This window comes from Microbacterium sp. R1, from assembly GCF_015159725.1.
Classification (GTDB): Bacteria; Actinomycetota; Actinomycetes; order Actinomycetales; family Microbacteriaceae; genus Microbacterium; species Microbacterium oxydans.
On sequence record NZ_JADDUD010000001.1, the window covers coordinates 979,505 to 1,000,632 of the forward strand.

Consider the following 21,128-nt stretch of genomic DNA (forward strand, 5'->3'; position numbering starts at 1 on the left):
CGCGTCAGTCGTGTCCTCCGCCTTCCGGGTCGGAGTCAGCTGCAGAAGCCGGTTGCGGGAAGCGTGTCCGTGACGGTGATGCCGCGGACGAACGGCTCGGCTTCGGAGACCTCGAAGACCATCCACCGAGGACTCGTACCGACGACGTAGCCGGAGGTCCCCGGCGCCGCGTCGAATGCCCCGTCCGGTTCCGCGGTGGTGAGCTCGTCCAACGTCGATCCCAGGCCGATGCCGCTCTCCGTGAGAGGTGAGGTCGCCACGGGGCCGGACAGGGGGACATCGCCCGGCACGCGAATGGTGATGCCGCTCACGCCGCTCTCTCCGGGGTGACTGATGATCCCGAAGCTGGCCTGTGCGCCCTCCGCCGTTTCGTAGTACTCCAGGTCTTCGCAGGGGTCGGTCAGGGCGAACGTGGGGCTCAGCGCATCGACGATCGACTCCGAACCGAGCTCTGCGCGGCCGATCCCCTGGTCGGTGATGAGCCAGGTCGACGTGTCCGCCGCGTCGAAGCTCGGCGTCGATGACGGGGTCGGGCTCGGGGGAGCGGTCGGAGTGGTCGAGGCTGTCGCAGACGGGGTCGGATCCGCGCTCGGAGCCGAGCATGCGGCGAGGGCGATGGACAGGGCCGCGGCTGCGGCGAGGCTGACGAGCCGAACGGAGGTGCGCACAGGTCGAGCATAGGAGTGCGACAGGGATCGCCCGGGGACCGAGCGCTTCCCGCGAGGGTGTCGTCGGTCGCACGGCCGGCACCGGAACGGAACGCGGGCGTCCTAGGCTGGTCTGATGCTCAAAGGACTGATCCGCCCCGTCGAAGCCCACAGCGTGACCCTCAAGGGCGAAGACCTCGTCGAGGTCCGCGCGCAGCTCACGGCTCAGGCTCCCCAAGGGTGGGACCTGGTGTCGGCCATGGCGACGATGGAGAAGGCCGGGTCGATGCGCTCTGTCGAGGGCAAGTTCCTTCGCCGCGACGGGATTCGCGAGATCGAGGCCGACGACATGGCCGCGCTCGAGGGTCAGGTGCCGGAGGGATGGCAGTTGCTCTCCGTGTGGAAGACGGACTGACGTCTCCCTGCGTGTCCGGCGCGGGCGAGTTCAGCTCGCTTCGTCGATCGGCGGCGCCTCGACGACCTCTTCGATCAAGCTGATCCCGCCTGTCGAGCTCGCCGACTGCATGAGGTCCTGAATCCACTTCGGGTTCAACTGCGGCGCCTCCGGTTCGTCGAAGGTGAAACGGAGCGGAATCGACGGGTGCAGCCAGATCGTCGAGCGCCCGGGGGAGTCGCTGTCAGGGTGGCGCCACGACAGGGTGAAGCTCTCGTTGCGCCGCAGTTTCGTCGCGATGACCACCTTCAGATGTGCGAGCGCCCGATCCTCGATGTGGATCGCATCGCCGTTGCCGTACTGGATCGTTCCCATGGGGGAAACCCTATCCGCCGACACCTCCCACCCGCTTCTGCCCTCAGCGGCACGCGGAGGCGAGACCATTCCGGAGTATCGCACTAGACGGTGATATGTTACTGACTGTTGAGTTTCCTGGCGGTCCTTCGGATGCGCCAGGTCGAAGACGGCGCAGGTGGCCGACTCCCCGCCGCGGCCACCTGCGCTTGCCTCCTGAAGGCGGGATCCCTGGAGTGCTCATGCCGGAAGCGACGACGCCGGAAGGGCGGCACGATGTCACGGAGAAGCTTGCGCGCGCCGCGTACGAGCGCGACAAGCGGCTGCTGCAGATCGAGCTCCTGAAACTGCAGGCGCACATCAAGCGCTCATCCGAACGTGCGCTCGTCCTCTTCGAAGGCCGCGACGCCGCGGGGAAAGGAGGCGCGATCAAGCGATTCATGGAGCATCTGAATCCTCGCGGTGCGCGTGTGGTCGCCCTCGACAGACCCAGCGACATCGAGCGCACGCAGTGGTACTTCCAGCGCTACGTCGCGCACCTGCCGTCGGGTGGCGAGATCGTCCTGATGGATCGTTCCTGGTACAACCGCGCGGGGGTCGAACGGGTCATGGGGTACTGCTCGTCTGCCGAGTACGAGGAGTTCCTCCAGACGGCACCGCAGTTCGAGCGCATGCTCGTCGGCTCGGGCATACGGCTCATCAAGCTGTGGTTCTCGGTCAGTGAGCACGAGCAGCGTCGACGCTTCGCCCGGCGGGCTGAAGACACTGTCAGGCAGTGGAAGCTGAGCCCGACCGACGTCGCGAGCATCGATCGATGGGATGACTACACGGCAGCGGAAGAGGCGATGTTCCGCCAGACCGACACCGCGGCACTTCCGTGGCTCGTCATCAGGTCGGACGACAAGAGACGAGCGCGACTGGAAGCGATGCGGTCTGTCCTCACCCGCTTCGACTATCCCGGCAAGGATCCTCTCATCGCTCACGCGCCGGACCCGCTGCTCGTCACCCGTCCGTCGCAGCACTACGGTGACGACGAGACGCCGACGCCGTGACCGGCACCCGACGCAACACGGCGTCATCCGGGAATGCGGGCGATGGGATCGACTGTTGTGATCGTCATGACTCGCATCGGAACAAGTGACCTCGACGTCCTCCCCCTCTCGCTCGGCGGCAACGTGTTCGGTTGGACAGCCGACCGCGACACCTCGTTCGCCGTCCTGGATGCCTTCGTGGACGGCGGCGGCGACTTCATCGACACCGCCGATTCGTACAGCGCCTGGGTTCCGGGAAACGAGGGCGGCGAGAGCGAGACGATCGTCGGCGAGTGGCTCGCGTCTCGGAAGCCCGCAGGGGTGGTCGTCGCCACGAAGGTGAGTCAGCATCCGGACTTCCGCGGTCTGGCCGCCTCGAACGTCCGTCGGGCCGCCGAGGCATCGCTGCGGCGTCTGGGCGTCGATGAGATCGACCTGTACTACGCCCACTTCGATGACACGTCGGTTCCCCTGGAGGAGACCGTCGCAGCCTTCGGACAGCTCGTCGACGACGGTCTCGTGCGTCACGTGGCGGTGTCGAACTACTCCGCCGATCGCATCCGTGAGTGGATCGAGATCGCACGGCGCACGGGTGTGGCGCTCCCCGTCGCCGTGCAGCCGCATTACAACCTCGTGCACCGCAACGAGGTCGAGGACTCGATCATCCCGGTCGCCGAGGAGTTCGAACTCGGACTCGTGCCCTACTACTCCTTGGCGAGTGGCTTCCTCACGGGCAAGTACCGGTCGACGGAGACCGTGGGCCAGGATTCGCCGCGCGCGCAGGGAGCGGCGAAGTACGCGACCGAGGCGGGACTGCGGATCATCGACGCCCTCGAGGAGATCGGGGATGCGCACGATGCCTCCATCGCCGCGACCTCCCTCGCCTGGCTTCGCGCGCAGCCGACGGTGGTCGCCCCGATCGCGAGTGCGCGCAGCGTGGAGCAGGTTCCCGATCTTCTCGCCGGGGCGCGCCTCGAACTGTCGAGCGAAGAGGTGCAGCGGCTCAATCGGGTCTCGGAGTGGACGCCGACGAACGCGTGATCGGCGGGCTCTCGTCGCCGACGAGACCGAGCCGGTGCGCCAGGATCACCGCGTGGATCCTGTCTCGGGCACCGAGCTTCGCGAGGACCCGACCGACGTGCGTCTTCACCGTGGACTCGCCGACGTAGAGCGTCTGAGCGATCTCTGCGTTGGTGAGGCCGCGGCCCATCGCGACGAACACGTCGCGCTCGCGCTCGGTGAGCGACTCGAGAGCGGCGCTCTCGGCGGGTGCAGGAGCCGCGGCGGCGCCGAGCTGCGGCGTCACATGTTCCAGCAGCGTTCTCGTGATGCGAGGAGACAACGCGGCATCGCCACGATGCACGGCGCGTACGGCGGAGATCATCTCGTGTCGCTGCGCGTCCTTCAGCAGGAATCCGCTCGCCCCCGCCCGGATCGCCCCGAACGCGTACTCGTCCAGATCGAACGTCGTCAGCACGAGCACCTTGGTCTGCGGACGGTCCCGGATGATCGCCTCCGTGGCGGCGATCCCGTCGAGTTCCGGCATCCGGATGTCCATCAGCACCAGGTCGGGCGCGAGCACGGCGCTCTGTGTGATGGCCGCCCTGCCGTCTCCTGCCTCGCCGACCACGACGATGTCGTCCTCCGATTCGAGGACCATCCGGAACCCGACTCGGATGAGCTGCTGGTCATCCACCAGCAGCACCCTGATCCTCTGCGTCATCCCTCTTCCTCTCTCGTCTGGGCCCGTGCGACGGACGCGCCCCCCGATGCGGGCAGGACCGCCCGCAGGACCCATCGTCCTCCACCTGCCGGCGCCGACTGCACCGTGCCGTGCACGTGGGCGGCGCGCTCCGACAGGCCGCGGATGCCGAACCCGTCCGACCCGATCGCGCCGGAGACGCCGTCGTTCACGATCTCGATCGTCACGGCGTCGCTCGTGTACTCCAGGCGCACACTGATGCTCTCGGCCGTCGGGGCGTGACGCATGGCGTTGGTCACGCCCTCCTGGACGATCCTGCCGATCGCGTGCGCGACAGCGGGGGAGACCTCCGTCTGCCCGACCACGGTGAGCGTCGCCGGGTAGCCTGCGCGCTGAGCGGCTTCCACGGTGTCTCGTGCGGGCACGGGCTGCATAGGGGCCAAGGGCAGCGGCGACTCGTCGTCGCGCAGCACCCCGAGCATCGCGCGCATCTCGGTGAGTGCGCCTCTGGCGGTGTCCGCGACGTGCGCCGCGGCCTTCTGAGCCTGTTCGCGGTCGGGGGTGGCCGCCGCTCCCTCGGACAGCGCGACGATGACGGTGAGCGAGTGGGAGACGATGTCGTGCATCTCGCGTGCGATGCGTGCTCTCTCCGATGCGGCCGCGAGCTGCGCCTGCTGGTCGCGCTCGATCAGCAGCTGGCGCGAACGGTCGATGATGGCGAGGAGATAGCGTTTGCGGCCACCCACGTTCACACCGACCAGGGTGCCGATGAGGCCGAGCGCCGCGTAGCCGAGGGCGGTGTCGATCCCGACCTGGAGCACGGTGGCCCCGCTCAGCATGAGCACCGTGGTGAGCACGAGGAACCAGGCAGCGCCGATCCCGTAGCAGATCCACGCCAGGCGGGCCGAGCTGTAGACCGCGATGCCGTAGCAGGCCACGAGCAGGAGCACGATGCCGCCCGACATGCCGGTGAAGAGCCCGACGGTTCCCAGGATCACGGCGGCGATGAAGGGACCCAGCGGCGCTCGACGGCGCCAGAGCAGGGTGCTGCATCCGATCGCGACCATGACCAGGGTGGCGATGTTGACAGTGGCGTACGTGGCCTCGGGCAGCGTGCTGCGCGGATAGGGCGCGGCCGGAGTGAGCGTCAGGAACAGGCAGATCAGCGCGATCAGGATGTCGGCGAAGAGCGGGTGACGAGCCCAGAACCGCCGGAAGAGACCCGGGGCACGCGGAAGCCGCAGCTCCTCGTCCTCGCGGATCGAGTCGCTGCGGCTTCGCGTTCTGCTCACAGGCCGACTTTACGCGTCGCGCGTGCGCAGCACGCCCCACGCGACCAGGGCGCCACCGGCGACCCAGCAGCCCAGCGTCAGGAACGCGACGGGGGCGTCGAGAGCAGCCGTCTCACCGGGCATGATCGCGGACTGTGCGGCTGCCACCGGGAGGTACGCCGACGCTTCGGTGACCCATGCCCAGGCGTCGCCGGCGAAGGAGAAGAAGCTCGCGACGATCGGCAGGACGAACAGCACACCGACAGTCGCTGCGATCGCTCCGGCGCCCGAGCGCAGGATGAAGCCGAACGAGACCCCGATCAGCGCGAAGACGGCCATCGCGAGCGAGGCGACGACGATCGGCAGCAGCGATGCGGACGGGTCCGACCACTCGATGCCCTGATCGCGCGGCGCGACGATGAGCGTGACCGCGAGCGCCGCGACGGCGAAGATCACCAGCGACGAGATGAACATGAATGCGGCCAGTACCGTCGACTTCGCCGCCAGCACCGAACCGCGGACCGGGTTCGCCGTGAGCGTCGAGCGGATCATGCCCGTCGAGTACTCACCGGTCACGGAGATCGCACCGATGATGCCGGCGAGCAGCATAGTGAACTGGATCGGCATGATGACGGCCTGGATCGGTTCGAAGTCCGGCATGTCGAGGGCTTGGGCGATGAGCACGGCGATCGCGACGGTCAGGGCTGCAGCGATCCCGATGGACCACCAGGTCGAGCGCAGTGTGGCGAGCTTGATCCACTCGCCGCGCAGTGCACGCCCGAACGTCAGCTTCCGACCGGTGTCGACGCGCGGCCGCGTGGGTGCGGGGGCTTGTGTCGTGGTCATGAGATCTCCTTGGTGCGGTACTCGACGGAGTCGCCGGTGAGAGCGAGGTAGGCGTCTTCCAGCGAACCGGTGGTCGGGGTGAGCTCGTGCAGCGGAATGCCGCGGTCGGCGGCGAGGTCGCCGATCCGCGCAGCGGGCAGGCCCACGATGTCGAGGAGGTCGGGAGCGGAGCTCGCGATCTCCACGTCGGGTCCGCCGACGGCCGCAGCCAGGTCGGCCGGTCGCGGGGTGCGCACCCGCACCGTGTTCCTCGTCCATGACCGGACGAGATCTGCGAGCGGTGCATCGGCGAGCACGCGCCCACGTCCCATCACGATGACGTGATCCGCGGTCTGTGCCATCTCGCTCATCAAGTGGCTCGAGAGGAGCACGGTGCGCCCTTCCCCTGCGGCATGACGGACGAACTGACGCACCCAGCGAACACCTTCGGGGTCGAGGCCGTTGACCGGCTCGTCGAGGATCAGCGTGTGCGGATCGCCGAGCAGAGCCGAGGCGATGCCCAGCCGCTGGCCCATGCCGAGCGAGAACCCTCCCGCACGCTTGCGGGCCACGGACCCGATGCCGGCGAGGTCGATGACCTCGTCGACGCGCGAGGAGGGGATGCCGTGGGTCGCTGCCATCGCGCGGAGGTGGTTGCGGGCTGTGCGGCCGGTGTGCACCGCCTTCGCGTCCAGAAGCACTCCCACCTCCGTCAGCGGGGCGCGGAGCTTGCGGTACTCGCGGCCTGCGACGGCGGCGCGCCCCGACGTGGGACGGTCGAGGCCGACGATCATCCGCATGGTGGTCGACTTCCCCGCACCGTTCGGGCCCAGGAAGCCGGTGACGCTGCCCGGTTGGACGGTGAACGACACGTCGTCGACGGCGGTCTTGTCTCCGAACCTCTTGGTGAGGCCTTCTGCTGTGATCATGAGGACAACGTTACGGAGCGAGGTCGGGAGTGCGCGTCCCCCTCAGGTACACATCCGGTGCCGAGGCGTCCGACCGACGGCGGATGTATCGGTGTGTCAGCGGCGCGGACGAGCCTGAACCCGCGCGGCCATCTCGTCGGACGCGATGATCGCCTCGTCGATGATCTCCCGCGAAACCGGAGCCGTCAGCCAGTCGTGGCTCAGCGACGCCGGGATGAGCAGCGGCATCCGATCGTGGAGATCGACGAGGTGCGCAGGCGCGGGGCGCATGACGATCGAGTAGCACGTGTACCACTGGTCGTCTGCGGTGCGGCCGCGTTGCGTCACGGCGGCCATGCCGAACAGGGTGCCGTCGTCGACGATGAACTCGTTCCACTGCCGGGACGGCTTCTGCATCTCGTACCAGCTCGTTGCCGGGACGATCCCTCGCGACTTCGCGCCGCCCGGGCGCTCCTGTAGGCGCTCGGAGCGGGTGTTGATCGACGGGAACTTCGCCGGCTCGCCGTTCACGAGGAAACCCCACCATGCGGGTTCCAGCGTCGGCGCTGTGTCGGGCTGCACGATCAGCGGATTGAGGTTGCGCAGGTTCTTGCCGGTAGGACGGACGGTCTCACCCGCGTTCTCCTGCGCCCAGACGCGCAGGCCCTCGAGCACCGCGTCGTCTGCCGCGGCGAGGAGCTCTGCATCGGTGAATCGGGGATCGAGACCGTAGCTCGCGCACATGCCGTCAGCGTAGCGCGGGGCGCCGACATCCGGGTGGGAGGGAGCGGGCAGCATCTCGGGTAGGGTCGACGGGTGCCAGAGCCTCGTCGAATCCCCGCCCCGGTGGCACTCGGAGGGGCGGTCGCGATCGGGGTCATGACGGCGATCCAGGCGCGGATCAACGGCGTGCTCGGGGTGCGCGTGGACGACGGCATCGTCGCCGGCTTCCTCTCCTTCTCCGTCGGCCTGCTGGCACTCGCGATCGTGATCGCCTGCCTCCCCTCGGCTCGACGGGGAGTGGCGCGTCTCTGGAGCGGCGTCCGACAGCGCACGATCCCCTTCTGGATGCTCCTCGGAGGCGCCTGCGGTGCACTCACCGTCTCCACCCAGGGGCTCACGGCCGGAGTCCTCGGCGTCTCGCTGTTCACGGTCGGCGTGGTGGCGGGACAGACCGTGCACGGTCTGGTGCTCGATCGCATCGGATTCGGACCGGCCGGCGTCGTCGCGGTCACGCCGGGACGTGTCCTGGGAGGTGCGCTCGCGCTCGCCGCGGTCGGCATCTCGCTGTCCGGGGACGTGCTGGCGTCAGCGCCGCTGTGGATGCTGCTCCTGCCGTTCGCGGCCGGGGTCGGCATCGCGTGGCAGGCAGCGACCAACGGACGTCTGGCCCAGCGCGCGCGCTCACCTCTGGCCGCGACCCTGATGAGCTTCGTCGCCGGAACCGTGGTCCTCGCGCTGGCGTCCGGCGTGAGCATCGCGTTCCGTGGGGCACCCGCCGCCCTCCCCGCCGAGCCGTGGCTGTACCTCGGAGGCTTCCTCGGCGCCGCCTACATCCTCCTCGGCACGTTCATCGTGGCGCAGACGGGGGTGCTGCTGATGGGCCTGGGGTCGGTGCTCGGCCAGCTGACCACGTCGGTGGTGATCGACCTGGTGTGGCCGCCCGCAGCAGGGCCGGCGCTCTGGCAGGTGCTCGCGATGGTCGTGGTCGCCGTCGCGTCTGTCGTGGTCGCGGTGCCGTGGCCTCGCCGCCGCTGAACTACTTCTTCTTCGCCTTCTTGGTTGACGGCTTCGGCATGCGCGTGACGAGCTTGCGGGCGTCGACCGTCTTGCGTCGTCCCGGTTTCTTGTGTTCGGGCTTGCCGCCGACGTAGAGCCAACCCAGGAGCTCCTCGTTCTTCCCGAGCCCGTGGGCCTTGGCGACGGCCTTGGCTCGCGTGTAGTGGCCCGTGCGCCAGATGACGCCCCACCCTGCCTCGTCGAGGAGAAGGCTCAATGTGTGGGCGACCCCGGAGGCGACGGCCTCCTGCTCCCACCGGGGTACCTTCTCGCTCTTCTGGTAGCTCGCGACGACGGCGATGAGCAGCGGGGCGCGCAGCGGCTTCGACGAGGGAGAGGAGTCGCCCTGTGCCTTCGCGATCGCCGCGCCGAGCACCTCCCGATCCGCGCCTCGCAGCTCGATCAACCGCCAAGGGCGCAGCGACGAATGATCGGCCACGCGACCGGCGGCCGCGACCAGCGTGAGCAGTTCGTCGCGGGTGGGCGCGGTGTCTTCGACCTTCGACCAGGACTGCCGTGCGCGGACGGCGTCGAGAGCGCTCACGACGCGTCGGGCGTGAAGTTCAGCGCGATGGAGTTCATGCAGTAGCGGTCGCCGGTCGGCGTCCCGAATCCGTCGGGGAAGACGTGACCGAGGTGCGACCCGCAGTTGGCGCAGCGCACCTCCGTGCGCACCATCCCGAGGCTGTCGTCCTCGATGAGCTCGACCGCGTCAGGACGGATCGACTCGTAGAAGCTCGGCCAACCGCACCCGGAGTCGAACTTCGTTCCGCTCTTGAAGAGCTCGGCGTTGCAGGCACCACAGGTGTAGAGGCCGGCGCGCTCCTCGTCGAGCAGCTCGCCCGTCCAGGCCCGTTCGGTCGCGGCCTGACGCAGCACCGCGTACTGCTCCTCACCGAGCTCCTCGCGCCATTCGTCTTCGGTCTTGTCCACGCTGTACGACATGTGTCCTCCTGAGTCGCTTCCATTCTCTCCCGGGAGACGAGGTCTCGGGTGCTCAGCGTCAGAATGGGACGATGACCGATGCCGTGCAGGACCGCTACGCACGATTCGCCCGCGACGAGGCGCCCGGACGCAGCGCCCTCTACGCCGAATGGGCCGCCGGTGTGGCGGACGACGACGAGCTCAAGGGCATCCTCCAGCGGATCCCGGAGAATCGTCGGCAGCCGCCCCTCGTGTTCGCCGTGACGCGCATGCTCGGCTCCGGACTCGTCGGGTACCCGCAGTGGAGGGACTTCGTGCTCCGCAACGCCGACGCGGTGGTCGCCGAGTGCGCGAACCGCAGCCTCCAGACCAATGAGCCCCTCCGCCTCGCGGCGCTACTGCCCGTGCTGTCGGAGATAGCCGGACCGATCGCGCTGCTCGAGGTCGGAGCGTCGGCGGGGTTGTGCCTGTACCCGGACCGCTATTCGTATCGCTTCATCGCGGCGGATGGATCGGTCAGGAGCGCCCTCGATCCTCTTGACGGACCCTCGACCGTCGTGCTGGAGAGCCGGGTCTCGGGCGCGCTGCCTCCGCTGCGGATGCCGGACGTGGTCTGGCGGGCGGGCGTCGACCTCGCGCCCCTCGATGCGGCGGATGAACGGGATCGGCGCTGGCTGCGTGGGCTCGTGTGGCCGGGAGAGGAGGGGCGGGAGGAGCGCATCGATGCCGCGCTCGAAATCGCGGCATCGGATCCGCCGCTGATCGTCGCCGGCGATGCCCTCGAGGAGATCGATGCGCTCGCCGCGGCGGCGCCGAGCGGGGCGACCCTGGTCGTCACCACGCCGGGTGTGCTGGTCCATATCCCGAGGGCCCGGAGGGAGGCGCTGGTCGCGCGCATCTCCGCTCTGGACGCCCGGTGGGTCACGATCGATCCGCCCGGTGCCCTCGATGTCTGGGAGCCGCCGGTCGAAGGCGACGACTGGCCGGGATTCGTGGTGGCGCTCGACGGACGGGTGCGCGCGGCCGCAGATCCGCTCGGGGGCTGGTGGGAGTGGCGAACGGCTTCGCTGTCTGATGCGTCCTAACCTGGACTCATGCTCGGAGATCTCACGGAGCGCGACCGCACGATCCTCGCCCTGGAGGTCGCTTGGCCACGCCATGGATCGGCCAAGGAAGAGGTCATCCGAGCTCAGCTCGGGATGAGCGCCGCCCGCTACTACCAGCTCCTCGGACGCCTGATCGAGTCGGAGGCCGCCCTGGAATACGACCCCATGCTGGTGCGGAGATTGCGCCGGATCAGGGATTCACGCGCCAGGCAGAGGTCGGCTCGGATACCGGGCTTCGTCGGCTGAAGCGACTCGAGGAAGGCTCTCGGAACGAGCAGTGCCGCGCCGGAGAACGGATTGCCAGGAAGGTGCCGCTAGCATCGAGGAGTGTCCAAGCCCTCCCGCGATCGCTTCGATGACGTTCCCCGTTCCACCGGACGGGTGGGAGCGCATCGCGCCGAAGCTCCGGGGATGAACGGCTGGGTCGTGCTGCTGTGGTCCTTCGTCGCCGCTCTGGTGCTCATCATCGCCGGCATCTTCGGATCGCTCGTGGTCATGGGACGCATCTCGCTCTTCCCCGAGGCCGCTCCCAGCGCCGTTCCCACCCCGGTGGAGACGGGCGTGGTGGACACCTCCATCTCCGTGATGATCCTCAACGGCACGCCGGAGGAAGGGCTCGACACCCAGATGCGCGACCTGCTCATCAACAACGGGTGGGCGTCGGAGAACGTCTTCGCCGGTGACAGCTCCAGCCAGGACTTCGCCACCACGACCGTGTTCTACGTCAACGACGAGGACGAACTCGCGGCGATCGGACTGGCGAACGTGCTCGGTGGAGCGGCCGTGCAGCAGAGCGACTACTACTCGGGTCAGACCGAGGAGGGCAACAAGCAGTTCACAGTGGTCATCGGCCTCGATCGATCGAGCTCAGCCGGCGAGACGCCCACCCCCTGACCTCGGCCGGTGCCGTACCTCCGGCGGCTTGCACTCGAAGGTGTCGAGTGCCAGAATGGCGTTAGCACTCTCTCACTCTGAGTGCTAAACCCAACGTCTACGTCCAGGAGGGACGAAAAAACTCATGGCAAAGATCATTGCTTTCGATGAGGAGGCCCGCCGCGGCCTCGAGCGCGGCCTGAACATCCTCGCCGACGCGGTCAAGGTCACCCTCGGCCCGCGCGGCCGCAACGTCGTTCTCGAGAAGAAGTGGGGCGCCCCCACCATCACCAACGACGGCGTCTCCATCGCCAAGGAGATCGAGCTGGACGACCCGTACGAGAAGATCGGTGCGGAGCTCGTCAAGGAGGTCGCCAAGAAGACCGACGACGTCGCGGGTGACGGCACCACGACCGCCACGGTCCTCGCTCAGGCGCTGGTCCGCGAGGGTCTGCGCAACGTCGCAGCCGGCGCCGACCCCATCTCGCTCAAGCGCGGCATCGAGAAGGCCGTCGCTGCGATCACCGAGGAGCTGCTCGCCAGCGCCAAGGAGATCGACTCGAAGGAGCAGATCGCCGCCACGGCTTCGATCTCCGCCGCTGACCCCGCCATCGGCGAACTGATCGCCGAGGCGATCGACAAGGTCGGCAAGGAGGGCGTCGTCACCGTCGAGGAGTCGCAGACGTTCGGTACCGAGCTCGAGCTCACCGAGGGCATGCGCTTCGACAAGGGCTACCTGAACCCCTACTTCGTCACGGACCCGGAGCGCCAGGAAGCGGTCTTCGAGGACCCGTACATCCTCATCGCGAACCAGAAGGTCTCCAACATCAAGGACCTGCTGCCGATCGTCGACAAGGTGATCCAGGACGGCAAGGAGCTCGTCATCATCGCCGAGGACGTCGAGGGCGAGGCTCTCGCGACGCTCGTGCTGAACAAGCTCAAGGGCATCTTCAAGTCGGTCGCCGTCAAGGCTCCGGGCTTCGGCGACCGCCGCAAGGCGCAGCTGCAGGACATCGCGATCCTCACGGGTGGCCAGGTCATCACCGAAGAGGTGGGCCTCAAGCTCGAGAACGCCACGCTCGACCTGCTGGGTCGTGCGCGCAAGGTCATCGTCACCAAGGACGAGACCACGATCGTCGAGGGTGCGGGCGAGGCCGACCAGATCGAGGGTCGCGTCACGCAGATCCGTCGCGAGATCGAGAACACCGACAGCGACTACGACCGTGAGAAGCTCCAGGAGCGCCTGGCGAAGCTCGCCGGTGGCGTGGCGGTCATCAAGGCCGGTGCCGCGACCGAGGTCGAGCTCAAGGAGCGCAAGCACCGCATCGAGGACGCCGTCCGCAACGCGAAGGCAGCCGTCGAGGAGGGCATCGTCCCCGGTGGTGGCGTCGCGCTCATCCAGTCGGGCACCAAGGCCCTCGACGCTCTCTCGCTCTCGGGCGACGAGGCGACGGGCGCGAACATCGTCCGCGTCGCGATCGAGGCTCCGCTGAAGCAGATCGCCATGAACGCCGGGCTCGAGCCGGGCGTCGTCGCGAACAAGGTGTCCGAGCTCCCCGCGGGCCAGGGCCTCAACGCAGCCACGGGCGAGTATGTCGACATGTTCGCCGCCGGCATCATCGACCCGGCCAAGGTGACCCGCTCCGCGCTGCAGAACGCAGCGTCGATCGCGGCTCTGTTCCTCACCACCGAGGCCGTCGTCGCTGACAAGCCGGAGAAGACTCCTGCTCCGATGGGCGACCCGTCGGGTGGCATGGACTTCTGATCCTGCACTCATGACAGAACGCCCCCGGCTTCGGCCGGGGGCGTTCTGCGTTCACGGCGCGTGTCAGCGGAAGAGGCTGGCGGAGTACTGATCGGCGTCCGCGTACTGGGTGGCGACGGAGCCGAGCGAGGTGCCGATCGATTCGAGGACCTGTTCCACGTGGATCTGCGCGCCCCGCCACTGCTCAGCGCAGTTCTGAAAGGCGTTGGACGCGGTGCCCGACCAGGTCGACTGCAGCTGCCGGAGCTGAGACATCAGGGTCGCAGACTCGCTCTGGAGGCGCTCGATGGTGGCGCGTGTCGCACCGTGAGCGGCGTGGACGGCTTCGGTGTCGACGGTGAAGACAGACATGGGAACTCCTTCTCGTAGGGGTTCCGAGGCTAGGCGGGGCTCGGCCGGATGAAGACGCACCAGGGGGCCGGGCACCGCGTCCTGTGCGCAACTCGGGGAACGCGACCCTCCGTGCAGTGACGTCAGGGGAGGTCGACGCGATCGAGTGGCTGCGTGTCTTCCAGGAGGTGCGCAGGCGTTGCTCGTGCCGGCGCGAGCGGAAGCGTCACGGTGAACGTCGCGCCGCCGCCCGGGGTCTCCGACACGTCGACACCGCCGTGAAGCGCCTTCAGGATGGAAGCGACGATCGCGAGTCCGAGGCCGGAGCCGCCGGTCTCCCGCGCTCGTGAGGTGTCGGCCCGCCAGAAGCGCTCGAAGATCTGCTCCCGGATCTGCGGCGGGATGCCTTCGCCGTGGTCGACGATCGCGATGCTCGCTGTGCCCGCGGCACGGTCGGAGTCGACGACGATCTCGATGGGGCCGTCCTCAGGGGAGAACCGACGCGCGTTGCCCAGCAGGTTCGTCACCACCTGGCGCACCTTGTTCTCTTCGCCGAGCACGATCGGGGGAGTGCGCACAGGGAGGTCCGGAACCTCGGTGAAGTCGATCACCGGAGCCTTCTCCTGCTGACGGGACCGGCGGCGAAGGCGGGAGAGCGTGGCGCGGGAAAGCCCGCGGGGGGTCGGCTGCTCGAGAGGTTGAAGGGGCGGGATCTCATGCAGGGGGATCACGGTCTTGCTGTCGGCCGTCCGGTCGATCACCGTGACGGTCCTACCGGGGGCAGCGGCACGGAGGTCGAGCGCTGCATCCCGCGCGATCGGGCGGAGATCGAGCGGCACGATCTCGGGCTCGCGCTCCTCGTCCAGCCGCGCGAGCGCAAGCAGGTCCTCCACCAGGACGCCCATCCTGATGGCCTCCTTCTCGATGCGCTCCATGGCCCGAGCGGTGTCCTCCTCGCCCTTGATGGCACCCATCCGGTAGAGCTCCGCGTAGCCCCGCACGCTCACCAGCGGGGTGCGCAGCTCGTGGCTCGCATCCCCGATGAATCGCCGCATGTGCTGTACGGTACGGTCCCGTTGCGCGAGTGAGGCGTCGACACGGTCGAGCATCGTGTTGATGGCGGTGTTGAGGCGACCGACCTCCGTCGTCGGTTCGAGGTCGGTCAGCCGCTGACGGAAGTCGCCGGCGGCGATCGACATGGCCGTGGCCTCGACCTGACCCAGACGGCGGAACGTGAGCGTGACGAGCCCGCGGGTGAGGAGCGCGGCGATCAGGATGGTGATCAGGGCGATCGTGATGTAGATGCCGAAGTACTGACTGATGATGCGATCGGCGGGCGCGAGGGGGAGGGCCACCAGCTGGATGCGCAGGACCCCGCCCTCCGAAGGGACGACGGCGACCGCGGCGTGGAACAGCTCCCCGTCGGCTCCGGTCATCTCGAGCGGGATCTGATCCGTGTTGGCCGTCGCCTTGGCGAGCGAGTACTCGGACGGGAAGAGGGGAGCCTGGCCCGAGGTGCCGCGAGCGGTCGCACGCAGTTCGCCCGTCGCATCGTAGATCGCGAAGGAGAAGTCGCGCGGCTGCTCGTCGCGCGGGCTGTACGTGGTGACGCCGTCGACCGTCACCGAGTCGAAGTAGCGCTCGACCAGATCGCTCGACACCAGAGCGGGCAGCTGCGCGTCGATGTTCGCGACCAGGGCGTTGCGCAGGATCGGCACGGTGCCGATGCCGGCGATGAGCAGTCCGAGCGCGAGCACCGCGACGGTGACGCCGGTGACCTTCGCGCGAAGACTGATGCGCCGCCACCAGCTGGTGACCGCATCGGGCTTGTGCGCCATGCGGTCCTCCTCGGTGCGGCGACACCACCGTGGGACGGTGGCGGTGATGGTGCGGTGGTCGTCAGACCGTCTTGCCGACCTTCAGCATGTATCCGAAGCCGCGCTTGGTCTGGATGAGCGACTCCTCGGTGTGCGGATCGATCTTGCGGCGCAGGTACGAGATGTAGCTCTCCACGATGCCGGCGTCGCCGTTGAAGTCGTACTCCCACACGTGGTCGAGGATCTGCGCCTTCGACAGCACGCGGTTCGGGTTGAGCATCAGGTAGCGGAGCAGCTTGAACTCGGTCGGGCTCAACTCGATCGGTTCCTTGCCGACGTGGACGTCGTGCGTGTCCTGGTCCATGGACAGCTCGCCGGCGCGGATGATCGACTCCTCGTCGGCCTGCATCGTGCGGCGGAGGATAGCCTGTGCCCTGGCCACGATCTCGTCGAGGCTGAAGGGCTTCGTGACATAGTCGTCCCCGCCCGCGTTGAGACCCTCGATCTTGTCGTCGGTGCCGTCCTTGGCGGTCAGGAACAGGATCGGCGCGGTGAACCCGGCGCCACGGAGACGCTTCGTCACGCTGAAGCCGTTCATGTCGGGCAGCATGACGTCCAGGATGATCAGGTCCGGCTCCTCTTCGAGGACGGCCGAGATCGTCGCGGCGCCGTTGGCGACCGTCTTCACCTGGAATCCGGCGAAGCTGAGACCCGTGGAGAGCAGGTCACGGATGTTGGGTTCGTCGTCGACGACCAGGATGCGCGGAGCAGTCATGTCCCCATTATGGTGACTCCGGCCATGTGGATGCTGACTATTGTGCGGAACGGCGTCGACTCGCGCGTTCGCGCCAGCCTTCGTGAGCCGTGTATCGGCATCGGGGAACGGGATCGTCCCGCGGTCGGATGCGTCGCATAGCCGGACCCGGGAGGATCGAGGTATGAGCTCTCGCGAGGACGACGTCGCCGCCCCGGAAACTCCCGCCGCACGGGCCGATCGCCCCGACGGGGAGGAACTCGCATACCATCGGCTGGCGCACCTGCGGCCACGGTATCGCTGGTGGCGCATGCTGCTCACGGGGCTCGTCGGCATCGCTCTCTATGTCGTGATCCTGCTGATCGTGATCGTGCCTCTCGCGATCATGTCGATGTTCATCCCCGGGTGGCGCGTCGAATCAGAGGTGCTCCTCAGCACCACGCAGTTCTTCGATCTCGATCGGCCCTGGCTGCTCGTCGCGCTGGTTCTTCCCCTGATCCTGATGATCCCGGCGCTGCTGCTGGCGTCACGCCTCATCGAAGGGCGCGGGGTGGGACTGCTGTCCTCCGTGACCGGGCGCCTTCGCATGGCATGGCTCGGGAAGAGCCTGCTGCTGGCCCTGGCGGTGTTCCTCGTCTATTTCGCCGTCGTGTTGGGCTGGTCGGCGCTGAGCGGCGACGCGGTGACCGCCGATTTCTCCCACCCCCGGCTGTGGACGATGGTGCTGCTGGTCCTGCTGCTGATCCCGTTGCAGGCTGCCGCCGAAGAGTATGTCTTCCGCGGGTACCTGATGCAGTTGGTCGGTGGCTGGCTACGCCATCCTGCCTTCGCCATCCTCCTGCCCGTGCCGATCTTCGTCCTCGGTCATGGGTACGACGTGTGGGGTGCGGCCAGCGTCGGGATGTTCGCGATCGTCGCCGCATGGCTGACCTGGCGAACGGGGGGCCTCGAGGCGGCGATCTCGCTGCACATCGTGAACAACGTGCTCATCTTCCTGCTCGGCTCCGTCACGCTCGTCGATGCCAACGCGACCTCGGGAACGGCTGTCGATCTGTTCGCCTCGGCACTCGCGATGGTGATCTACGCCGTGCTCGCCGACCGATGGGCTGCGCGACTCGGGATCGCGCGGACAGCGTGGCGCGCGACTCCGGTGCGCGCGTCAGAGACCCATCAGCCGTCAGGGACCCATCAGCCGTCGGGGACCCACCAGCTGGGTGCGGTGCTCCACGGACGCGTCGCACGCGGGTGACAGGGGAGCGTCAGGCGGCGATCGCGTCGGAGTCCATGATCGTGTAGCTGTACCCCTGCTCGGCGAGGAAGCGCTGACGGTTCTGGGCGTAGTCCTGGTCGATCGTGTCGCGGGCCACGAGGGTGTAGAAACTCGCGGTGTGCCCCGACTGCTTCGGACGCAGCAGACGGCCCAGACGCTGGGCCTCCTCCTGACGCGATCCGAACGATCCGGACACCTGGATGGCGACCGATGCCTCTGGCAGGTCGATCGAGAAGTTCGCGACTTTGGAGACCACGAGTAGCGAGATGTCACCCTCCCGGAACGCGCGGTACAGCTCTTCGCGCTCATCGACCGGGGTCGCACCCGTGATCTGCGGGGCGTTCAACGCCTCGGACAACGATTCGAGCTGGTCGAGGTACTGCCCGATCACGAGGATGCGCTCGCCCTCGTGCTTGGCGATGAGCTCGCGCACGGCTGCGACCTTCGCCGGCGCGGAGGCCGCCAGGCGATAGCGCTCGTCGTCGGTCGCGGCGGCGTACTCCAGACGGTCGCTCGGCGGCAGATCGACCCGCACCTCGTAGCAGGCGGCGGGCGAGATGAAGCCTTGCGCCTCGATCTGCTTCCAGGGGGCGTCGAAGCGCTTCGGCCCGATCAGGCTGAACACATCGCCTTCGCGACCGTCTTCACGCACCAGGGTGGCGGTGAGGCCGATGCGACGACGCGCCTGCAGGTCGGCGGTGAGCTTGAACACGGGGGCGGGAAGGAGGTGGACCTCGTCGTACACGATGAGGCCCCAGTCGAGGGCGTCGAGCAGTGCGAGGTGCGCGTACTCGCCCTTCCGCTTCGCCGTGAGGATCTGATAGGTGGCGATCGTGACGGGCTTGACCTCCTTGGCCTGCCCGGAGTACTCGCCGATCTCCTCGGGGGTGAGGCTGGTGCGCTTGAGCAGCTCGTCGCGCCACTGCCGTGCCGAGACGGTGTTCGTCACGAGGATGAGGGTCGTCGTCTTGGTCGCTGCCATCGCTCCGGCACCGACGATCGTCTTGCCGGCGCCGCAGGGGAGCACGACCACGCCCGAGCCGTCCTTCGAGAACGCGTCGACGGCATCCTGCTGGTAGGGGCGGATGTGCCAGCCGTCCTCGGCGAGGTCGATCTCGTGGGGAGTTCCCGGGGTGTAGCCCGCCAGGTCTTCCGCCGGCCAGCCGATCTTCAGAAGCTCCTGCTTGATCTGGCCGCGTGCCCATGCGTCGATGACGAAGGTCTCGGGGGTCGGGTGCCCGATGAGAAGGGGCTGGATGCGCTTGTTGTTCGCGACCTGTGCCAGCACGGCGGGATCGGAGGAGCGCAGGATCAGGGTGCCCTCGTCGTCGCGCTCGATCACCAGCCGGCCGTAGCGGTTCACCGTCTCCCGCAGGTCGACCGCGACGGACGGCGGGACCGGGAAGCGGGACCAGCGATCGAGCGTCTCGAGCATGTCCTCTGCGGTGTGCCCTGCGGCGCGGGCGTTCCACAGACCGAGCCGCGTGATGCGGTAGGTGTGGATGTGCTCGGGAGCGCGTTCCAGCTCGGCGAAGATCGCCAGTTCGTGGCGGGCGCTCTCGGCATCGGCGTGGGCGACTTCGAGCAGCACGGTGCGATCGCTCTGGACGATCAAGGGGCCATCAGACATAGCTGACCAGTTTAGCGGTCGCCCGATGCGCAGGGCCTCATGGGGCGACGATCGTCGCTGTGAGGATGCTCGAAACCGGCAGCGTGCGTTCGACGTCCGCTGCGCGGTCTCGTCCACGGAGTCTGCCTCCACCGAGGCCCGTCGCCTCCAGGAGCAGGTCCCTGGTCGACCCGTCCGGCATCCCGACGGTGACCTTGAGGACGGACTTCGCCCGCACCGCAGCTTCGAGTTCGCGATCGAGCCATGCCGCATCGGCGTCAGGCCCCTGGTGTGAGCGCAGGCGCGCGATCAGAGGAGCCAGTCCGGAGGAGTCGTCGGTCGACGCCGGAGCCGGCGGCGCTGGGTGTCGTTCTCTGACCAGGAGAGCGCCGTCGGAGCCGACGAGTGTCGCCGGGTATCGCGCATCGGTGAGCGCCCAGTACACGGTGTCGCGACCGACGCGGGTCGTCAACGAGTCGACGTGCGCAGTGAGACCGAGTGGGCGCAGCGTCTGATCGACGGTCATCGCCTGGAGGAGATGGCTGTCGGCGCTCTCGATGCGCGTGCGGCCTGTCTCGTCGTCGGTCGAGACGCGGACCAGGCCGTGTCGCTGGGCGGTCTGGGTGAGGAGGTAGCTGAGGGGCTGCGGGATGCCCGTGAGCGAGACGGAGGAGAGGAAATCGAGGATCGACTGCTCCGTCTCGCCGACGACGAAGGCGTGCGCCACGGATTCGGCGGTGAAGCGGTAGGACGATGCCTGCGCGGCGGACTCGCGGACGGCGATGGTGCGCAAGCGCACGTCGAGCGCGGGCTCCAGCGGGCCGGGTGCGATCGCCGTCAGATCGTTCTGCAGGAAGATGCGATCGACCTCGGCGGGCAGCAGGGCCACGAGTGCGCCGGCATCCGCGGGACCTCCGCTTCGCAGGCTCACCGCCCACTCCGGTTCGGTCCCATCCTCCGCGATCAGTCCGAGAAGCGCTGCCCCCTCCTGCATACCCCGAGAACGATCGGGCCACGCGGGGTCCCACGGATGGGCGAGAGGCCACAGCTGAGGGGGGATCCAGCCACCGGTCTGGGAACGGACGCCGCGGGGGAGAGCGTCGCGGAACGCCGTCGCGAGGACGGTCCAACGATCCGCCGCGGACGAGCGCAGCCAGCTCTCGGCGGAGAGGCTCGACCGCAGCCGCCGGTCGGTCGACACGGCGAGGCCCGCCTGGAGGGCGATCGCCGCGAGAGCGTCGACGATCTCCGCGGGCACTCCGGCCTCGGCGAGCTGGCGCTTCTCGCCGGCGCTCACACCGCCGCCGGTCAGGAGGGCGAAGGGACTCTCCCGCGCGATCAGCAGCACGTCGGCGAGCACAGCGACCGTCGTGAAGGCGCGCTCGGCGGCATGGGCTGCCGCGGATGCAGATGCAGGAGCGACGGTGGGGACCGGGGTCGTCGGAGGGGCTGAGCGGCCTGCGAGGGCGGCCGTGACCGGCGGATACGGCGACCCATCGGGCCGCAGCAGCGCGAGTGCTGTCAGCGCCTCTCGTTCGGGCCCGGCGTCCCCTCCGGAAGCCGCCGTGAGGAGCGCGGTCGCCTCGATCGCGGTCAGCGACGGGAGGACGCGGGAGATCGAAGCGGGGTCCAGGAGCGCTTCCGCGGCATCGAAGAAGTCCTGCCACGGGGCGTCAGAGCGCACCCCACGCGCGGCGAGGAGTCTGCAGAGCTCATCGTCGCTCGCCGCAGCCAGCCAATCCGCCAGCGGTCGCGCGTGAGTGCTCATG

At 68.4% G+C, this 21,128-nt stretch carries 23 protein-coding genes; 9 read left to right on the plus strand and 14 right to left on the minus strand.

What is annotated here, in order from left to right; all coding sequences use genetic code 11:
* Positions 1-35 precede the first annotated feature (35 nt).
* On the minus strand, positions 36-668 hold the full coding sequence (locus tag ILP86_RS05005; RefSeq protein WP_193761507.1) for a hypothetical protein: 633 nt from the start codon (positions 666-668) through the stop codon (positions 36-38).
* 115 nt (positions 669-783) lie between these two features.
* Here ILP86_RS05005 and ILP86_RS05010 point away from each other — a divergent pair, with 115 nt between their 5' ends.
* On the plus strand, positions 784-1,062 hold the full coding sequence (locus ILP86_RS05010) for a hypothetical protein (protein ID WP_061018024.1): 279 nt from the start codon (positions 784-786) through the stop codon (positions 1,060-1,062).
* Between the two features lie 30 nt (positions 1,063-1,092).
* On the opposite strand, the gene ILP86_RS05015 is transcribed toward ILP86_RS05010, so the two are convergent.
* Positions 1,093-1,416 (minus strand): hypothetical protein, encoded by a 324-nt coding sequence (locus ILP86_RS05015; RefSeq protein ID WP_061018027.1) that lies wholly within the window; start codon positions 1,414-1,416, stop codon positions 1,093-1,095.
* Positions 1,417-1,598: 182 nt separating this feature from the next.
* On the opposite strand from ILP86_RS05015, the gene ppk2 reads away from it, so the two are divergent.
* Positions 1,599-2,447, plus strand: coding sequence for a polyphosphate kinase 2 (gene ppk2, locus ILP86_RS05020; protein WP_374706393.1), 849 nt, complete (start codon positions 1,599-1,601; stop codon positions 2,445-2,447).
* Between the two features lie 66 nt (positions 2,448-2,513).
* Complete coding sequence (locus ILP86_RS05025) at positions 2,514-3,467, plus strand: aldo/keto reductase (RefSeq protein ID WP_061018039.1); 954 nt, start codon at positions 2,514-2,516, stop codon at positions 3,465-3,467.
* On the opposite strand, the gene ILP86_RS05030 is transcribed toward ILP86_RS05025, so the two are convergent.
* The 5 genes from ILP86_RS05030 to ILP86_RS05050 form a co-directional block, all read right to left on the minus strand.
* Entirely contained in the window at positions 3,430-4,149 is a 720-nt protein-coding gene (locus ILP86_RS05030; protein ID WP_061018031.1) for a response regulator transcription factor, read from the minus strand. The two genes, ILP86_RS05025 and ILP86_RS05030, sit on opposite strands and share 38 nt — an antisense overlap.
* Positions 4,146-5,420 carry a histidine kinase gene (locus ILP86_RS05035; protein ID WP_193761509.1) on the minus strand — a complete coding sequence of 425 codons (1,275 nt, stop codon included), beginning with the start codon at positions 5,418-5,420 and terminating at the stop codon, positions 4,146-4,148. The genes ILP86_RS05030 and ILP86_RS05035 overlap by 4 nt, the downstream gene beginning before the upstream one ends.
* A gap of 9 nt (positions 5,421-5,429) precedes the next feature.
* On the minus strand, positions 5,430-6,245 hold the full coding sequence (locus tag ILP86_RS05040) for a transporter (RefSeq protein WP_046746539.1): 816 nt from the start codon (positions 6,243-6,245) through the stop codon (positions 5,430-5,432).
* The gene (locus tag ILP86_RS05045) at positions 6,242-7,153 is read right to left on the minus strand and encodes an ABC transporter ATP-binding protein (RefSeq protein WP_046746540.1); all 912 of its coding nucleotides are present in this window, start codon (positions 7,151-7,153) and stop codon (positions 6,242-6,244) included. Before ILP86_RS05045 ends, ILP86_RS05040 begins: the two co-directional genes overlap by 4 nt.
* Before the next feature lie 96 nt (positions 7,154-7,249).
* Entirely contained in the window at positions 7,250-7,930 is a 681-nt protein-coding gene (locus ILP86_RS05050; RefSeq protein WP_227750912.1) for an SOS response-associated peptidase family protein, read from the minus strand.
* A gap of 48 nt (positions 7,931-7,978) precedes the next feature.
* On the opposite strand from ILP86_RS05050, the gene ILP86_RS05055 reads away from it, so the two are divergent.
* A complete protein-coding gene (locus tag ILP86_RS05055; protein ID WP_113681371.1) occupies positions 7,979-8,890 on the plus strand; it encodes a DMT family transporter in 912 nt (303 codons plus the stop codon).
* A gap of 1 nt (position 8,891) precedes the next feature.
* On the opposite strand, the gene ILP86_RS05060 is transcribed toward ILP86_RS05055, so the two are convergent.
* Together ILP86_RS05060 and msrB are read right to left on the minus strand one after the other, a co-directional pair.
* The gene (locus ILP86_RS05060) at positions 8,892-9,455 is read right to left on the minus strand and encodes a nitroreductase family protein (RefSeq protein ID WP_113681370.1); all 564 of its coding nucleotides are present in this window, start codon (positions 9,453-9,455) and stop codon (positions 8,892-8,894) included.
* Positions 9,452-9,856: a peptide-methionine (R)-S-oxide reductase MsrB gene (gene msrB, locus ILP86_RS05065; RefSeq protein ID WP_017828933.1), complete on the minus strand. Its 405-nt coding sequence runs from the start codon at positions 9,854-9,856 to the stop codon at positions 9,452-9,454. The genes ILP86_RS05060 and msrB overlap by 4 nt, the downstream gene beginning before the upstream one ends.
* A 71-nt stretch (positions 9,857-9,927) precedes the next feature.
* On the opposite strand from msrB, the gene ILP86_RS05070 reads away from it, so the two are divergent.
* From ILP86_RS05070 to groL, 4 genes are all read left to right on the plus strand, one after another.
* Positions 9,928-10,920 carry a DUF2332 domain-containing protein gene (locus tag ILP86_RS05070; protein WP_113681369.1) on the plus strand — a complete coding sequence of 331 codons (993 nt, stop codon included), beginning with the start codon at positions 9,928-9,930 and terminating at the stop codon, positions 10,918-10,920.
* A gap of 9 nt (positions 10,921-10,929) precedes the next feature.
* A complete protein-coding gene (locus ILP86_RS05075) occupies positions 10,930-11,187 on the plus strand; it encodes a DUF3263 domain-containing protein (RefSeq protein WP_046746544.1) in 258 nt (85 codons plus the stop codon).
* Between the two features lie 81 nt (positions 11,188-11,268).
* Entirely contained in the window at positions 11,269-11,835 is a 567-nt protein-coding gene (locus ILP86_RS05080; protein ID WP_307723494.1) for a LytR C-terminal domain-containing protein, read from the plus strand.
* Positions 11,836-11,959: 124 nt separating this feature from the next.
* Positions 11,960-13,579, plus strand: coding sequence for a chaperonin GroEL (gene groL / locus ILP86_RS05085; RefSeq protein ID WP_058631003.1), 1,620 nt, complete (start codon positions 11,960-11,962; stop codon positions 13,577-13,579).
* 63 nt (positions 13,580-13,642) lie between these two features.
* Here the strand turns inward: groL and ILP86_RS05090 are convergent, their stop codons facing one another.
* From ILP86_RS05090 to ILP86_RS05100, 3 genes are all read right to left on the minus strand, one after another.
* Positions 13,643-13,930, minus strand: coding sequence for a WXG100 family type VII secretion target (locus ILP86_RS05090; RefSeq protein ID WP_193761510.1), 288 nt, complete (start codon positions 13,928-13,930; stop codon positions 13,643-13,645).
* A gap of 122 nt (positions 13,931-14,052) precedes the next feature.
* Positions 14,053-15,747 (minus strand): cell wall metabolism sensor histidine kinase WalK, encoded by a 1,695-nt coding sequence (locus ILP86_RS05095; protein WP_193761511.1) that lies wholly within the window; start codon positions 15,745-15,747, stop codon positions 14,053-14,055.
* A gap of 61 nt (positions 15,748-15,808) precedes the next feature.
* Positions 15,809-16,501, minus strand: a complete 693-nt coding sequence (locus tag ILP86_RS05100; protein WP_017828926.1) for a response regulator transcription factor — start codon at positions 16,499-16,501, stop codon at positions 15,809-15,811.
* A gap of 163 nt (positions 16,502-16,664) precedes the next feature.
* Between ILP86_RS05100 and ILP86_RS05105 the strand changes: the two genes are divergently transcribed.
* Positions 16,665-17,729: a CPBP family intramembrane glutamic endopeptidase gene (locus tag ILP86_RS05105; RefSeq protein WP_193761512.1), complete on the plus strand. Its 1,065-nt coding sequence runs from the start codon at positions 16,665-16,667 to the stop codon at positions 17,727-17,729.
* Positions 17,730-17,739: 10 nt separating this feature from the next.
* Here the strand turns inward: ILP86_RS05105 and ILP86_RS05110 are convergent, their stop codons facing one another.
* Together ILP86_RS05110 and ILP86_RS05115 are read right to left on the minus strand one after the other, a co-directional pair.
* Positions 17,740-19,380, minus strand: coding sequence for a DNA repair helicase XPB (locus ILP86_RS05110; protein WP_046746549.1), 1,641 nt, complete (start codon positions 19,378-19,380; stop codon positions 17,740-17,742).
* 37 nt (positions 19,381-19,417) lie between these two features.
* Positions 19,418-21,127, minus strand: a complete 1,710-nt coding sequence (locus ILP86_RS05115) for a helicase-associated domain-containing protein (protein WP_193761513.1) — start codon at positions 21,125-21,127, stop codon at positions 19,418-19,420.
* Position 21,128: the final 1 nt, after the last annotated feature.

Excerpts from the sequence above, each read along its gene's own strand:
- ILP86_RS05010 (WP_061018024.1), top strand. The coding sequence starts at position 784 with ATGCTCAAAGGACTGATCCGCCCCGTCGAAGCCCACAGCGTGACCCTC.
- ILP86_RS05015 (WP_061018027.1), bottom strand. The coding sequence starts at position 1,416 with ATGGGAACGATCCAGTACGGCAACGGCGATGCGATCCACATCGAGGAT.
- ILP86_RS05025 (WP_061018039.1), top strand. The coding sequence starts at position 2,514 with ATGACTCGCATCGGAACAAGTGACCTCGACGTCCTCCCCCTCTCGCTC.
- ILP86_RS05030 (WP_061018031.1), bottom strand. The coding sequence starts at position 4,149 with ATGACGCAGAGGATCAGGGTGCTGCTGGTGGATGACCAGCAGCTCATC.
- ILP86_RS05040 (WP_046746539.1), bottom strand. The coding sequence starts at position 6,245 with ATGACCACGACACAAGCCCCCGCACCCACGCGGCCGCGCGTCGACACC.
- ILP86_RS05045 (WP_046746540.1), bottom strand. The coding sequence starts at position 7,153 with ATGATCACAGCAGAAGGCCTCACCAAGAGGTTCGGAGACAAGACCGCC.
- ILP86_RS05050 (WP_227750912.1), bottom strand. The coding sequence starts at position 7,930 with ATGCTGCCCGCTCCCTCCCACCCGGATGTCGGCGCCCCGCGCTACGCT.
- msrB (WP_017828933.1), bottom strand. The coding sequence starts at position 9,856 with ATGTCGTACAGCGTGGACAAGACCGAAGACGAATGGCGCGAGGAGCTC.
- ILP86_RS05070 (WP_113681369.1), top strand. The coding sequence starts at position 9,928 with ATGACCGATGCCGTGCAGGACCGCTACGCACGATTCGCCCGCGACGAG.
- ILP86_RS05075 (WP_046746544.1), top strand. The coding sequence starts at position 10,930 with ATGCTCGGAGATCTCACGGAGCGCGACCGCACGATCCTCGCCCTGGAG.
- groL (WP_058631003.1), top strand. The coding sequence starts at position 11,960 with ATGGCAAAGATCATTGCTTTCGATGAGGAGGCCCGCCGCGGCCTCGAG.
- ILP86_RS05090 (WP_193761510.1), bottom strand. The coding sequence starts at position 13,930 with ATGTCTGTCTTCACCGTCGACACCGAAGCCGTCCACGCCGCTCACGGT.
- ILP86_RS05095 (WP_193761511.1), bottom strand. The coding sequence starts at position 15,747 with ATGGCGCACAAGCCCGATGCGGTCACCAGCTGGTGGCGGCGCATCAGT.
- ILP86_RS05100 (WP_017828926.1), bottom strand. The coding sequence starts at position 16,501 with ATGACTGCTCCGCGCATCCTGGTCGTCGACGACGAACCCAACATCCGT.
- ILP86_RS05105 (WP_193761512.1), top strand. The coding sequence starts at position 16,665 with ATGAGCTCTCGCGAGGACGACGTCGCCGCCCCGGAAACTCCCGCCGCA.
- ILP86_RS05110 (WP_046746549.1), bottom strand. The coding sequence starts at position 19,380 with ATGTCTGATGGCCCCTTGATCGTCCAGAGCGATCGCACCGTGCTGCTC.
- ILP86_RS05115 (WP_193761513.1), bottom strand. The coding sequence starts at position 21,127 with ATGAGCACTCACGCGCGACCGCTGGCGGATTGGCTGGCTGCGGCGAGC.